Annotated in this window: 13 protein-coding genes; 5 read left to right on the top strand and 8 right to left on the bottom strand. The window is 67.6% G+C overall.

Annotated features, from left to right (window positions below):
- Positions 1 to 9: 9 nt before the first annotated feature.
- Entirely contained in the window at positions 10 to 1182 is a 1173-nt protein-coding gene (locus ACFY2X_RS41260) for an 8-amino-7-oxononanoate synthase (protein WP_389948913.1), read from the bottom strand.
- A 59-nt stretch (positions 1183 to 1241) separates the two neighbouring features.
- Here ACFY2X_RS41260 and ACFY2X_RS41255 point away from each other — a divergent pair, with 59 nt between their 5' ends.
- Entirely contained in the window at positions 1242 to 2705 is a 1464-nt protein-coding gene (locus ACFY2X_RS41255) for a sensor histidine kinase (protein ID WP_389948910.1), read from the top strand.
- Between the two features lie 31 nt (positions 2706 to 2736).
- Here the strand turns inward: ACFY2X_RS41255 and ACFY2X_RS41250 are convergent, their stop codons facing one another.
- Both ACFY2X_RS41250 and ACFY2X_RS41245 read right to left on the bottom strand, forming a co-directional pair.
- Positions 2737 to 2991 carry a WhiB family transcriptional regulator gene (locus ACFY2X_RS41250; RefSeq protein WP_389948907.1) on the bottom strand — a complete coding sequence of 85 codons (255 nt, stop codon included), beginning with the start codon at positions 2989 to 2991 and terminating at the stop codon, positions 2737 to 2739.
- 278 nt (positions 2992 to 3269) lie between these two features.
- Complete coding sequence (locus ACFY2X_RS41245; RefSeq protein WP_389948905.1) at positions 3270 to 4229, bottom strand: diacylglycerol/lipid kinase family protein; 960 nt, start codon at positions 4227 to 4229, stop codon at positions 3270 to 3272.
- Positions 4230 to 4306: 77 nt separating this feature from the next.
- Here ACFY2X_RS41245 and ACFY2X_RS41240 point away from each other — a divergent pair, with 77 nt between their 5' ends.
- Positions 4307 to 4696, top strand: a complete 390-nt coding sequence (locus ACFY2X_RS41240; RefSeq protein WP_389948903.1) for a hypothetical protein — start codon at positions 4307 to 4309, stop codon at positions 4694 to 4696.
- On the opposite strand, the gene ACFY2X_RS41235 is transcribed toward ACFY2X_RS41240, so the two are convergent.
- From ACFY2X_RS41235 to sodN, 3 genes are all read right to left on the bottom strand, one after another.
- A complete protein-coding gene (locus ACFY2X_RS41235; protein ID WP_389948901.1) occupies positions 4693 to 5472 on the bottom strand; it encodes an RNA polymerase sigma factor SigF in 780 nt (259 codons plus the stop codon). The genes ACFY2X_RS41240 and ACFY2X_RS41235 overlap by 4 nt on opposite strands.
- A 17-nt stretch (positions 5473 to 5489) precedes the next feature.
- Positions 5490 to 5915: an anti-sigma factor gene (locus tag ACFY2X_RS41230; RefSeq protein WP_389948898.1), complete on the bottom strand. Its 426-nt coding sequence runs from the start codon at positions 5913 to 5915 to the stop codon at positions 5490 to 5492.
- 203 nt (positions 5916 to 6118) lie between these two features.
- Positions 6119 to 6520 (bottom strand): superoxide dismutase, Ni, encoded by a 402-nt coding sequence (gene sodN, locus ACFY2X_RS41225; RefSeq protein ID WP_389948896.1) that lies wholly within the window; start codon positions 6518 to 6520, stop codon positions 6119 to 6121.
- Positions 6521 to 6610: 90 nt separating this feature from the next.
- Here sodN and sodX point away from each other — a divergent pair, with 90 nt between their 5' ends.
- Positions 6611 to 6916, top strand: coding sequence for a nickel-type superoxide dismutase maturation protease (gene sodX, locus ACFY2X_RS41220; RefSeq protein ID WP_389948894.1), 306 nt, complete (start codon positions 6611 to 6613; stop codon positions 6914 to 6916).
- Here the strand turns inward: sodX and ACFY2X_RS41215 are convergent.
- Positions 6883 to 7416 (bottom strand): CGNR zinc finger domain-containing protein, encoded by a 534-nt coding sequence (locus tag ACFY2X_RS41215; protein WP_389948891.1) that lies wholly within the window; start codon positions 7414 to 7416, stop codon positions 6883 to 6885. The two genes, sodX and ACFY2X_RS41215, sit on opposite strands and share 34 nt — an antisense overlap.
- Before the next feature lie 269 nt (positions 7417 to 7685).
- Here ACFY2X_RS41215 and ACFY2X_RS41210 point away from each other — a divergent pair, with 269 nt between their 5' ends.
- Both ACFY2X_RS41210 and ACFY2X_RS41205 read left to right on the top strand, forming a co-directional pair.
- On the top strand, positions 7686 to 8876 hold the full coding sequence (locus ACFY2X_RS41210; RefSeq protein ID WP_389948888.1) for an NADP-dependent malic enzyme: 1191 nt from the start codon (positions 7686 to 7688) through the stop codon (positions 8874 to 8876).
- Positions 8877 to 9093: 217 nt separating this feature from the next.
- The gene (locus tag ACFY2X_RS41205; RefSeq protein WP_389948886.1) at positions 9094 to 10455 is read left to right on the top strand and encodes a hypothetical protein; all 1362 of its coding nucleotides are present in this window, start codon (positions 9094 to 9096) and stop codon (positions 10453 to 10455) included.
- Between the two features lie 199 nt (positions 10456 to 10654).
- Here ACFY2X_RS41205 and ACFY2X_RS41200 read toward each other — a convergent pair whose 3' ends face one another.
- On the bottom strand, positions 10655 to 12172 hold the full coding sequence (locus ACFY2X_RS41200; RefSeq protein ID WP_389948883.1) for a hypothetical protein: 1518 nt from the start codon (positions 12170 to 12172) through the stop codon (positions 10655 to 10657).
- Positions 12173 to 12340 lie beyond the last annotated feature (168 nt).

Below are 12340 nucleotides of genomic sequence, written 5' to 3'. Positions count from 1 at the left end.
TTCGCTCACTCACACGGTCACCTTCATCATCTCGGCCACGGCGGTGAGCGCACCCCTGATCACCGCTAGATCATCGGAACTCAGATTGGCCCGCGCGGTCAACCGCAGACAAGAGCGGCCGACCGGCACCGAGGGCGGCCGGAAGCATCCGGCGCGCACTCCGTGTTCCGCACAGATGGCGGCGGCCCGAAGTGCGGTCTCGGGTGGGCCGAGCACGATTGGGACGACCGCACCCGCCGGGTCGTTGGTCTCCAGACCGAGTTCGCGGGCCATCGCGGCCAGCTCCTTCGCTCTGGTTCGCACGAATACGGGCAGTTCGGGCTGGTTTTGAAGGATATCCACAGCGGCGAGTGCCGCAGCCACGCTCCCCGGAGCCAGGCCGGTGTCGAAGATGAACGAGCGGCCCGTGTCTATCAGGGTTTCAACTATCTCCGGGGCCCCGAGCACGGCCCCGCCCTGGGATCCCAGGGACTTGGAGAGTGTGATCGTTCTCACAATGTGCGGCTCGGCCGCGAGGCCGGCGGCGTGCACCGCTCCCTGCCCGCCGGGGCCGATGACGCCGATCGAGTGGGCCTCGTCCACGATCAGCAGCGCGCCCTGCCGTACGGCTGCCGCGTGCAGTTCGGCGAGCGGCGCCAGATCTCCGTCCACGGAGAAGACCGCGTCGGTGACCACGACGGCGTGCTCCTCGCTCCGGTCGGCCAGGGCCTTCTCCACGGCCACCACGTCCTTGTGCGGGGTGACCACCACACGGGAACGTGACAGCCTGCAGGCGTCCACGATGGACGCGTGGTTGCCCGCCTCGGAGACCACCAGCGCGCCCTTGCCCAGGGCCGCCACGGCCGCCAGGTTGGCCAGGTATCCGGAGGAGAACACCAGCGCGCTCTCCGCTCGGGTGAAGGCGCACAACCGCGCCTCCAGCTCGGCGTGGAGCGCGGTGGAGCCGGTCACCAGGCGAGAGCCGGTGGAGCCGGTGCCCCAGGTTCGGGTGGCCGCCGTCGCGGCATCGGCCAGCCGGTCGTCCCTGGCCAGTCCGAGATAGTCGTTGGAGGCCAGGTCGATCAGGCCGTCGTCATCCGGGGTGCGGGCGCGCAGGGTCCGTTTCAGCCCCGCCGCCTGCCGAGTGGCCGCCTCCGAACGGAATCGTGCCAGCGGATCCGGGGTCTGTTCCATAGGGGGCATTGTCCCAGCCGAGTTCGCCCGATTCGCGTTCGGGCTGGCAAAGAACGCATGATGCACACGTGCCGACTCTTAGTGACCTGGCGGTTCGTCACACCGCGCTCGACGATGCCGACCTCGAGTGGATGCACTCGCTGGTCTCCGACTGGCAGCTCCTGGCGGACCTGTCCTTTGCCGATCTCATCCTGTGGATCCCGCTCCGGGACGGCACGGGATGGATCTCGATCGCGCAGATGCGGCCCACCACGGGGCCCACCGTCTATCACGACGACATCGTCGGGACGATCGTGGCCAAGGGCGAGCGGGCGCTCATCGACACCGCATGGAACGAGCGGCGGATCTGCCGCGAAGGCGATCCCGACTGGTCGAGCGGGGTCCCGGTGCGGGAGGAGACCATCCCGGTACGGCGGGCGGACCACTTCCTGGGCGTGATCCAGCGTTCGACGAACCTGTCCTCCGCGCGCACTCCTTCAAGACTGGAGCTCACCTACCTGCAGAGCGCCTCGGACCTGGCCCAGATGGTGGCCGAAGGCCGGTTCCCGTTCTCCGGCGCCGAGCCGATCCTGGTCCGCTCGCCGCGGGTGGGTGACGGGCTGCTCCGCCTGGACCGCGCGGGACGGGTCACCTACGCCTCGCCGAACGCCCTGTCGGCCTATCGACGGCTGGGCCTCAACGCCGACCTGGTCGGCGCCGAGCTGGGCCGTACCACCGCCACCCTCTGCTATTCGGACGAGCCCATCAACGAGAACCTGATGATCGTGGCCAGCGGCCGGGAGCCCCGGGAGACCGAGGTCGAGGCGGGTGGCACGGTCGTCCAGCTGCGGGCGATCCCGCTGGTCGTCGGGGGCGGGAGGATCGGCGCGCTGGTGCTCATCCGGGACGTGACCGAGCTGCGGCGCCGCGAGCGGGAACTGATGACCAAGGACGCCACCATCAGGGAGATCCACCACCGGGTGAAGAACAACCTGCAGACGGTGGCCGCGCTGCTCCGGCTGCAGGCCAGGCGCCTGCAGGTGCCGGAGGGGCGGGAGGCGCTTGAGGAGGCGGTGCGCAGGGTCGGGTCGATCGCGATCGTGCACGAGACCCTGTCCCACACGCCCGAGGAGCAGGTGGACTTCGACGACATCGCCGACCGCGTGATCGCGATGACGGGTGAGGTAGCGGCTCCGGAGGCGCAGGTCGTGCCGCGCCGCGTCGGGACGTTCGGGGTGCTGCGCTCGGAGATCGCGACGCCGCTGGCGATGGTCCTCACCGAGCTGCTGCAGAACGCGGTCCAGCACGGGCTGGCGCACCGGCCGGGAAGGCTTCAGGTGATCGTGTCGCGGGGGACCGACCGGCTGGACGTGATCGTGTCCGACGACGGAAGCGGCCTGCCCAGTGACTTCGACCTGGACTCGTCCACCAGTCTCGGCCTGCAGATCGTCCGCACGCTGGTGGTCGGAGAGCTGTCCGGGCGGCTGGCCATCGAACCCCGGCGGGGAGGCGGCACCGAGGTCACCTTGAGCATTCCCCTCCCCGCGGTCTGAGCCGGACCGGGGAGGGGGAGGTCTTCGGAGGTCAGACGCTGGCGCGGGCGCGGGCGCGGGCCGTGCGGCGCTTGAAGGCGCGGCGCTCGTCCTCGCTCAGACCGCCCCAGACACCGGCGTCCTGGCCGGATTCGAGGGCCCACTGCAGGCAGGCTTCACTGACGGTGCACGTACGGCAGACCTGCTTGGCCTCTTCGATCTGCATCAGGGCGGGGCCGGTGTTGCCGATCGGGAAGAACAGCTCGGGGTCCACGTCACGGCAGGCAGCGCGGTGGCGCCAGTCCATGCGTCCACTCCTTCGTAAGAGGAGCCCTTGCTGCGGCTCCGTCGGCTTACTTTGTGAAGACTTTCACTAACCAGCGCGAACAATTACCCGATCCTTGTTCGGTTCGGGACTGTTCGCTTGATCGTCAGTGGCCTGGGAGCGATGTTGCGCTCAAAGGTCCTACGTTCCGACGTCAATGTTGAGATTGTCAGCCACGTTCCGTACACGCAAGAGGTTTGGGAGAACGTTTTGCCGTATATGCATGTCGGATGCGTCACATGATGACCGCATGTAACTATCTAGACCAGAACTTGTAACACGTCCGGGATAGACCGGTACGTTACGCGCTCCACTTCTCCCAGGTAGTCGCCGTCGAGCTGGAACGCCACGGGCCGTTCGGCGTGCAGCGTGAACTCCCTCTCGTCATGGAACTGGACCAGATGGCGGCCGGTGGGCAGGGCGTCGCGCTCCCCGATGATCTGGGGGAGGAGGCTGAGCATCGAGGGCAGGCCCAGGCGCTGGAGCCCCAGCATGTCGAGACCGGTCTCGAAGCTCGCCCACGGGGTCGGGGAGACCGGCTGGGGGCCCACGTAGGTCCAGGGTGAGGTGTTGGAGACGATCGCCATGAAGATGTCGCCGGTCGACGGCAGATCCGGGCCCTCGACGGTCATGGCGGGGTGGCGTTTGTCGGTCGAGAGATAGTGACGCAACGCGGTGTTCACATAGCGCGCGGGGGTGGCCTTGCGGCCGGTGCCGCGCATTCCTTCGACCGCTCGGATCACCTCGGCGTCATACCCCAGGCCGCTACAGAAAGTGAAATATCGGCTTTCGTCGTTCCATAGGGCCTGGCCGAGCCCGACGGCCCGGCGCCGGTCGTCGCGGAGCGCCTCAAGCACCGCACCGGCCGCCTCGACCGGGTCGTTCGGCAGCCCGAGCGCCCGGGCGAACACGTTCGCGCTCCCGCCGGGGATCACCAGCAGCGCCGGCCGGTCCGCCGCGGTCCCGGCCCTCCCGCCCTCGCTTTCGTCGGCGTCGAGCAGGCCGTTCACGGTCTCGTTGATGGTGCCGTCGCCGCCGAGCACGGCCACCACGTCATACCCGGAGGCGTGGGCCTTTCGGGAGAGCTGGGCCGCGTGGCCCCGGTAGGCGGTCTCCTCGACGGTCAGGTTCATGGTCGCGCTCAAGGCCCTGATGAGCACGTCCCGCGTCCGCTGATTGGTCGTCGTCGCCTTGGGATTCACCAGGAGCATCGCGCGCATATTGCCAGCGTATCCGCCGAAAACGGCATCAGAGCCGCGAAAAGCGAGGGGAGAGGCCCCGGCGATAGGGTTGGGTTGTGTCGAACCGCCCGCTGACCCTCACCGTCGCCGCCGCCGTCATGGCCGTGGAAGGCTTTACCACCCTGTTGCTCGGCGGTTACGTCGGAGTCGAAACCGTGATCGGCGAACCCTCCGACGTGACGAGCTCGATCTTCGTCGCCGGGTTCGGGATCCTCGTCGGCGCGGTCCTGCTCTGGGTGGGCTGGGGCATGCTTCGCGTCGAGCGCTGGACACGGAGCCTGGGCGTGCTGGCGCAGATCTTCGCCGTCGTGGTCGGCATCACGCTGGTCCAGTCCGACCAGCAGACCATCGGCATTCCGCTGATCGCCGTGGCAGTGGTCGGACTGGTCGCGTTGCTGTCCCCGCCGACGACCCAGGCTCTCTACGGGGACCAGGACAGGGCCTAATCCTCCGCGGTCAGCCCCTCGCGGAGCTGGGCCAAAGTTCTGGCCAGCAGCCGTGAGACGTGCATCTGGGAGATGCCGAGCTCGGTGGCGATCTGTGACTGGGTCATGTTGCCGAAGAACCGCAGGAGCAGGATCCGCTTCTCGCGCGGCGGGAGCCGTTCGAGCAGCGGCTTGAGCGACTCGCGGTATTCGACGCCCTCAAGGGAGTCGTCCACGATGCCGAGGGAGTCGGCCACCGCGGGCGCGTCGTCGTCACCGGAGTCGGGCGCGTCGAGGGAGACCGTGGAGTAGGCGTTGGCCGACTCCAGCCCTTCGAGCACCTCCTCCTCGGTCATCTTCAGGAACGCGGCGAGCTCGGCGACGGTGGGCGCACGCCCCTCACGTTGCGAGAGCTCGCTGATCGCCTTGGTGAGCGAGAGCTTGAGCTCCTGCAGGCGGCGCGGCACACGAACCGCCCAGCCCTTGTCGCGAAAATGCCGCTTGATCTCGCCCACGATCGTCGGGGTGGCGTAGGTGGAGAACTCCACACCCCGGCCGAGATCGAAGCGGTCGATCGACTTGATCAGGCCGATGGTGGCGACCTGGGTGAGGTCGTCGAGCCATTCGCCCCGATTACGGAACCGGCGGGCGAGATACTCCACCAGGGGGAGATGGAGCTCCACGAGCTCGTCACGGATACGCTGGCGCCGTGAGTCGTCGGGGGTCAACTCCGCCAGTTCCGCGAAGAGCAGGCGCGCACGCACCCGGTCGGGCACCGCGTGGTCGCTGGCGGCCATGGCACGAGTCCTTTCCGTCACGCCGGCCTCGCTGCGCCTCGGCGCTTGCGTAGCACGATCGCCATGCGGTCGGGGGAGTCGGTTACGGCATCCACGTCGTCAGCCAGGGCGGTGAGCACCATCCACGCGAAGTCGTCGCGTTTCGGCGCGGAACTGCCGACCGTGTTGACCTCGACCCGGACCTGCATTAGCTGCCCGGTGAGCTCGAACTCGGCCGTCAGGTCGGTCCCGGGAACGGCCTGGGTCAGCAACATCGCGCACGCCTCGTCGACGGCGATCCTCAGATCCTCGATCTCGTCGAGCGTGAAGTCCAGCCGTGCGGCCAATCCGGCGGTCGCCGTACGTAGCACGGACAGATAGGCACTCGCGGCCGGTAGCCGGACGCTCACCACGTCACGGATCCCGCCCATACCGACTGCGGGTGTCTCGGTGTGTTCGGTCACGTTCCTCCTCGCAGAGTCGCTGACTGCAACCTACAGCCCCGTGAGGGTGGTTGGCCCGATTGGACTCGCGATCGGGGCGATTTGCACCTCAAGAACACCCTAAGACACGTGAATGGGGCATCTGAACAGGTCAGGCCCCATGTGGCCATACGCCACACGGGGCCTGTCAATATCCACTGCGACGTCGCGCGCCGCGCCGCGGATCAGGCGGCCTTGGTCGCCCAGAAAATCTTGGAGATCTCGTCGATCTTGCCCAGGAGCTCGTCGGCCTTGGCGACGTCGACGGTGCCCTTGGCCCCGGCGGCCCCGGCCAGCTTGGTGGCGTCCCAGAAGAGCTGGTGCAGCTGAGGGTAGGTCTCCAGGTGCGGGGGCTTGAAGTAGTCGGTCCACAGCACCCACAGGTGGTGCTTGACCAGCTCGGCCCGCTCCTCCTTGATGGTGAGGGCGCGCGAGCGGAAGACCGGGTCGTCGTTGCCGGCGTACTTCTCCATGATGGCCTTCACCGACTCGGCCTCGATGCGAGCCTGGGCGGGGTCGTACACGCCACACGGCAGGTCGCAGTGCGCGGACGCGACGTGCTTGGGTCGCAGAAGTCGTGCAAGCATCGGAAAATCCTTCCTTGATGCTGAGTTCAGCATGGTCCATTAGCGACCTTACTCGTCTTCGGATACCCGTGTGGGAGGGGGTTGCGCTCCATGAGGGTCCGTGTCGAAGGAGATTCGATGTTGCCCACGTTGCGGCCCGGTGACTGGCTCTGGGTACGGCGCGGCGCACCGGTCAGGGCAGGGGATCTGGTCGTCGCCCGGCTCCCGTCCGATCCGTCGCGGCTGATCGTCAAGCGTGCGGCCTGGGAGGCGGACGGAGGATGGTGGCTGGAGAGCGACAACCAGCGTGCCTCCGGCCGCCGCGACAGCTGGGACTTCGGCGCCTTGCCCCCGTCGTTGCTGGTCGGCCGGGTGGTGCTGCGCTACTGGCCGTTGACCTTCTTGCGGGCCCGGTAGGCGGCCACGTTCGCCCGGCTGGCGCACCGCTCGGAGCAGTAGCGCCGGGAACGGTTGGAGGAGGTGTCGAGGTAGACCCTGTTGCAGGGCGACGCCTGGCAGAGGCCGAGCCGGTCCACGCCGAGGTCGGTGACGATGGTGGCCAGGCCCATCACCGCGCCCACGGCGTACTGGTCGGCCATCCGGCCGCCCTCGGTGAGGTGCATGTGCCAGCGCTCGCCGTCGTGGCCGGAGATCTGCGGCTGGACCGGATGCTGGATCAGCAGCGAGTTGAGCCGGTCCACCACGTCGTCCTCGTTGCCACAGGCCGCGGCCTCGAACACGGTGACGAGCTCTTCGCGCAGGTCGCGCAGGGCGTCGAGATCACCCCTGGTGATGCGGCAACCGGGACGGTAGCGGCCGCCCTCCTCAAGGAGAGCGCGTAGCCCTTCCAGACCGGTCAGTCGGTCGGGGCTGTTGATGAGCAGCACAGCCAACTCGGCGTAGGAGGTCAAGTCCACCGGGCGATCCGTCAATGTAAGTGATGGGTGGGGAGTCCGAGTATTACACGTGTGACAAGGTGAACACTATGTCGGCGAAAGTAAGCCACTTGTGTCATCGGCCGGAGTCTCAACATGTGGCACAATCGAGCGACGGGTGACCCCCGTACCCTCCGGACGACCGCTCCCAGCGAGCAGGCCCCGAGCGGCTACAGAAGCCGGGCCGCGCTTCCCGCGGTGTGTCTACGAAGGAACCAATCCGTCTGCCTGACTGAACTACAGGGGTCGCTGTGGCTGTTACGCCATCCTCCATTTCCCTCGAAGCCCTCGATCTTGATCCGGCCTTCGCCCTGCACCGCGGTGGAAAGCTGGAGATCCGCTCGACCGTCCCGGTCCGCAACGCCGACGACCTGGCGCTCGCCTACACCCCCGGTGTGGCCAGGGTCTGCACCGCGATCGCCGAGGAGCCCGAGCTCGTCAACGACTACACCTGGGTCTCCAACGTCGTCGCCGTCGTCTCCGACGGCACCGCGGTGCTCGGCCTCGGTGACATCGGGCCCGCCGCCGCCATGCCGGTCATGGAGGGCAAGGCCCTGCTGTTCAAGCAGTTCGCGGGGGTCGACGCGGTGCCGATCTGCCTCGACTGCACCGACGTGGACGCGCTGGTCGAAACCGTCGCACGGCTCGCGCCCTCCTTCGGCGGCATCAACCTGGAGGACATCAGCGCGCCTCGTTGCTTCGAGGTCGAGGACCGGTTGCGCGAGCTTCTGGACATCCCCGTCTTCCACGACGACCAGCACGGAACCGCGATCGTCGCGCTGGCGGCACTGAAGAACGCGGCCAGGCTGACCGGCCGCTCGCTGGGAGACCTGAGGGCCGTGGTCGCCGGGGCGGGAGCCTCCGGTGTCGCGGTCAGCCGCATCCTGCTCAACGCCGGCATCGGCGACATCGCGGTCTCCGACTCCAAGGGCCTGATCCACCAGGGGCGCGACGGGCTCAACCCGGTGAAGGAGGCCCTGGCGCGCGACACCAACAAGGCCGGTCTGCGGGGCTCCACGGAGGAGGCGCTGGCCGGCGCCGACGTGTTCGTGGGCCTGTCGGGCTCGACGGTGTCCGAGCAGGCCATCGCGTCGATGGCGCCCGGCGCGATCGTCTTCGCGCTGTCCAACCCGACGCCCGAGGTGCACCCGGAGGTCGCCAGGAAGCACGCCCGGGTGGTGGCGACCGGCCGCTCCGACTTCCCCAACCAGATCAACAACGTGCTGGCCTTCCCCGGCGTGTTCCGGGGGGCGCTCGACGTCCGAGCCTCCACCATCACCGAGAACATGAAGGTGGCCGCGGCCGAGGCGCTGGCCGCCGTGGTCGGCGACGACCTCTCCGCCGACTACGTGATCCCGAGCCCGTTCGACGAGCGCGTCGCCCCCGCGGTCACCGCCGCGGTCGCCGTGCAGGCCCGTGCCGACGGGGTCGCCCGTCTGTAGATCCATCCGCCTTTCAGGCCCGCCTGAGAAGACGCCCCTCGCCCGATCGGCGAGGGGCGTTTTTGGTATGGGAAACTCAAAAAGTTGGTCACGGATTGTGCTATAAAAAAAGCTCTCCGTTACCTATCCGGGCAAGAGTGTGCAGGAAGGGCGGATGCGGGCGCGCGGGGCCTGAAGCGTCACCGGCGCCCCGACGGTTCTCACGGTGAGGAGAGCGATGGAGCGCGAGCCCAATCAATCACTCCAGCGACTCATCGCTGAAGCGGGCTTCACGTACAAGGGGTTGTCCCGCAGGCTTAACGACCTCGGTGCGACCCGCGGCCTGTCCGGTCTGAAGTATGACCATAGTTCCGTTCTGCGCTGGATAGGCGGCCAGCGTCCGAAAGACCCGGTTCCGGGACTGCTCGCGGAGATCTTCGCACTCCGGCTCGGCAGAACGGTCAGCTCGGAGGAACTCGGCCTGCCGGCCGTCTCGACACCTCTCAGCCTCGGACAGGAGTTCACCCATACCTGGCAAGAGGGAGTCGCGACCGTGACAGCACTATGGCGGGGGGATGTCGAGAGACGCAGGTTCCTGCTCGACTCCACCTTCGCGATCGGGGCCGGATCCGCCGGAGCTCTGCGCTGGCTGACCCTTCCCCTGGAGGGCCGCCCCGTCGCGAGCGGCACCCGGCGGGTGGGCAGGGCGGACATCGCCGCCATCCGAGAGGTGACCCGATCCTTCGGGGAACTGGACAACAGGTTCGGCGGCGGCAGGATTCGCTCTGCGGTCGTGAAATATCTGGACACGGCGGTCGCGCCGTTGCTCAGCGAAGGCTCCTACGACGAAGGCACCGGCAAGGCGCTGGCGTCCGCCGCGGCCGAGCTGACCCGGCTGGCCGGGTGGATGGCCTACGACCTGGAGCAGCACGGCCTGGCGCAGCGCTACCTGATTCAGGCGTTGCGGCTGGCCAGGGGGGCGGGGGATCACGGGCTCGGCGGGGAGATCCTCGCCGGGATGAGCCACCAGGCCATATATATAGGTCAGCCCACGCACGCCCTCGACCTGGCCCGGGCCGCCCAGCTCTCGGCCCGCCGGGCCGGCGTCTTCGCCCTGCTGGCGGAGGCGCACGTGCTGGAGGCCCACGCGCATGCCGTGATGGACGACCGCGCGGCGTGCGGAAACTCCCTGCACGAGGCCGAGCTGGCCTTCGACCGGCGCAAGGCCGGTGAGGAGCCGGCCTGGATCTCCTACTTCGACGAGGCCTACCTGTCGGCCAAGTTCGCCCACTGCTTCCGGGACCTGGGTGACGGGCCGGGCACCGTACGGCATGCGACGCGATCGCTGGACATGGACCGGCGCTACGTTCGCGGGCGGATGTTCAACCTGTCGCTGCTGTCGGCGGGGCTGGTCGAGTGCGGCGAGCTGGAACAGGCCTGCACGGTCGCCGGTGAGGCCCTGGAGCTGGCCGGGGGGCTGCAGTCGGCCCGGACCCGGTCGTACGCGACCGAGCTGTGGCGGAGGCTCGACCCGTTCGCCGCGGAGACGCCGGTGCGGGAGCTGAACGAGCGGGCCAGGGACCTCGTCCCCACCGCCTGAGTCTGGTTCACGCTCATCTGAGCGCCTTGCGAGTCCCCGTTGGGAGAACCCCGAAAACCAAGAGGGGCCCGGCCGCGATGGCCGGGCCCCTCTTGGTTTTCACCGGTGAAGGGCTGAGGAGCCCGGCAGAAGCCGGGCCCCTCAGGTGGAGCAAGATGAGCTTGAGGTTTGGACCCCCGAGCTCAGGTGATCGTCAGGACTACTTGACGATCGAGCCGGACCAAACAGCGGCGGCCTTGTTGTAGATCATCGCGGTCTCACCGTCGAAGTACGGCGAGGTGCTCAGGTCGTAACGGCCGTTCTTGTCCTGGTCACCGAACAGGCTGGTCACACCGTTCAGGTAGCCGAGACGCTTGGCGCTGCTGTACTTGACGAGCCACGGGGAGCCGTCGGCACCCGGGGTCATCGGGCACTTGAGGCCGATGTGCTCCTCGACCTTCTCGGCGGCGGAGACGTAGACCTTGCCGGAGGTCTTGCCGTAGCAGTACTTCGGCGTGACACCGGTGTAGGCCTTGTTGCCGTCGGGGTGCGCGTCCGCGGGGTAGCCGAAGACGAACACGGTCTGGCCGGTCTTCTGGTTCCAGGTCACACCCTGGCCGCCGACGACCTCACCGAGGTGGCCGGTGTCCTGGATGAAGCCGTCGACGACGTAGAAGACCGTCTTGTAGAAGGACTTGACGTCGGTCTTCTTCACCCAGTACTTGACGAAGTAGTGGGTGATGGTGTAGTTGCCCTTGTCGTCAATCTTCTTGTAGCCCGGGCCGGTGTAGGCGTCGTACTCGGACTTGGTGACGTTGACGGGGACGCCGCTCTTGGCAACAGCCTTGCCACCGTTGACCTCACCACTGGGGGCCTTGTCGTAGGCCTCCTTGGTGACCTCCTCGTACACCTTCACGGCGTCGGGGTGGCCCGGGCCCACCGGGTCCTTGATGGTGTCAGCCTTGGCCCAGCAGTCGGAGGTCTCGCCGCCGTTGAGGTCCTTGCACTTCTGGTACTCGGCCTCGGTGATCGCCACGTCCTTGGTGAACTTGGCACCGGCGAAGGCGTCGTAGTCCTTCTTGCTGACGACCTTGGGCGTGCCGCCGCCGACCTGGACACCGTTGTAAACGGTGACGAACGCGTAGTCCTTGTCGCGGTCGTTGAAGACGCTGTAGTCGTAGTGGGTGTAGGCGGTCTTACCGACGTAGATACCGTAGGGCGCCTTGCCCTGGTAGTAAGCCGGGACGAAGGCCCAGTTGTCCGCAACGCTGGCGTTCTTCTTGTCGTCGTAGACGCAGTGACCGGCCGTGGCGACCAGGTTGCGGTACTTCGACTGGACCGAGGTGCCGGAGCACCACTTCAGCTGGCCCTCGGAGTCGACAAAGAACACCTTACCGATGGTCTTCGGCAGGTTGACGTTCTTGATCTTGGCGGCGACCTTCTTCTCCTCGCCGATGGGAGCGACGGTGCCGGGCTTACCGTCGGGGGTGTAGCCACCGCCAGCGTTCAGCGACGGGGTCGCCTTGGTCTCCCAGGTGTAAGGCGTGGCCTTGGCGAGGTTGTTGGTGTGCTCGTTAGCAGCCAGCCAGAACTTGGCGACGTCGACGGCGGCCGGAGCGTCCTTGGCCATCGTGTCGTACGCCCAGTCGGGGTTGGCGTGAGCCGTGCCGGCCAGACCAGCGGCCAGCAGACCGGTGGCGAGAACGGCGCCGCCGGCGGGGAGGAGGATGCGCTTCAAGGGAACTCCTTGGTCTGATGTGGAACGCTTCTTGCGTCCCATGCGTCAGTAAAGGGATAGCCAGAAACATACAGGGCCGATCTTGAGGATCGGAAGCCGCTTTGGTGGGTAAAGAGACCGTGCGCCCCGCCGAGACCTTCCCGTTATGTTTGGCGAGCCTTGGAGCGG

Source organism: Streptosporangium sp. NPDC000396, assembly GCF_042898655.1.
GTDB lineage: Bacteria > Actinomycetota > Actinomycetes > Streptosporangiales > Streptosporangiaceae > Streptosporangium.
This window is presented reverse-complemented; position numbering and strand designations above follow the sequence as displayed.

Bases quoted from the DNA above. Each gene is read 5' to 3' on its own strand.
- ACFY2X_RS41260 (WP_389948913.1), bottom strand. From the start codon at position 1,182: ATGCCCCCTATGGAACAGACCCCGGATCCGCTGGCACGATTCCGTTCG.
- ACFY2X_RS41250 (WP_389948907.1), bottom strand. From the start codon at position 2,991: ATGGACTGGCGCCACCGCGCTGCCTGCCGTGACGTGGACCCCGAGCTG.
- ACFY2X_RS41245 (WP_389948905.1), bottom strand. From the start codon at position 4,229: ATGCGCGCGATGCTCCTGGTGAATCCCAAGGCGACGACGACCAATCAG.
- ACFY2X_RS41235 (WP_389948901.1), bottom strand. From the start codon at position 5,472: ATGGCCGCCAGCGACCACGCGGTGCCCGACCGGGTGCGTGCGCGCCTG.
- sodN (WP_389948896.1), bottom strand. From the start codon at position 6,520: ATGCTTGCACGACTTCTGCGACCCAAGCACGTCGCGTCCGCGCACTGC.
- sodX (WP_389948894.1), top strand. From the start codon at position 6,611: ATGAGGGTCCGTGTCGAAGGAGATTCGATGTTGCCCACGTTGCGGCCC.
- ACFY2X_RS41205 (WP_389948886.1), top strand. From the start codon at position 9,094: ATGGAGCGCGAGCCCAATCAATCACTCCAGCGACTCATCGCTGAAGCG.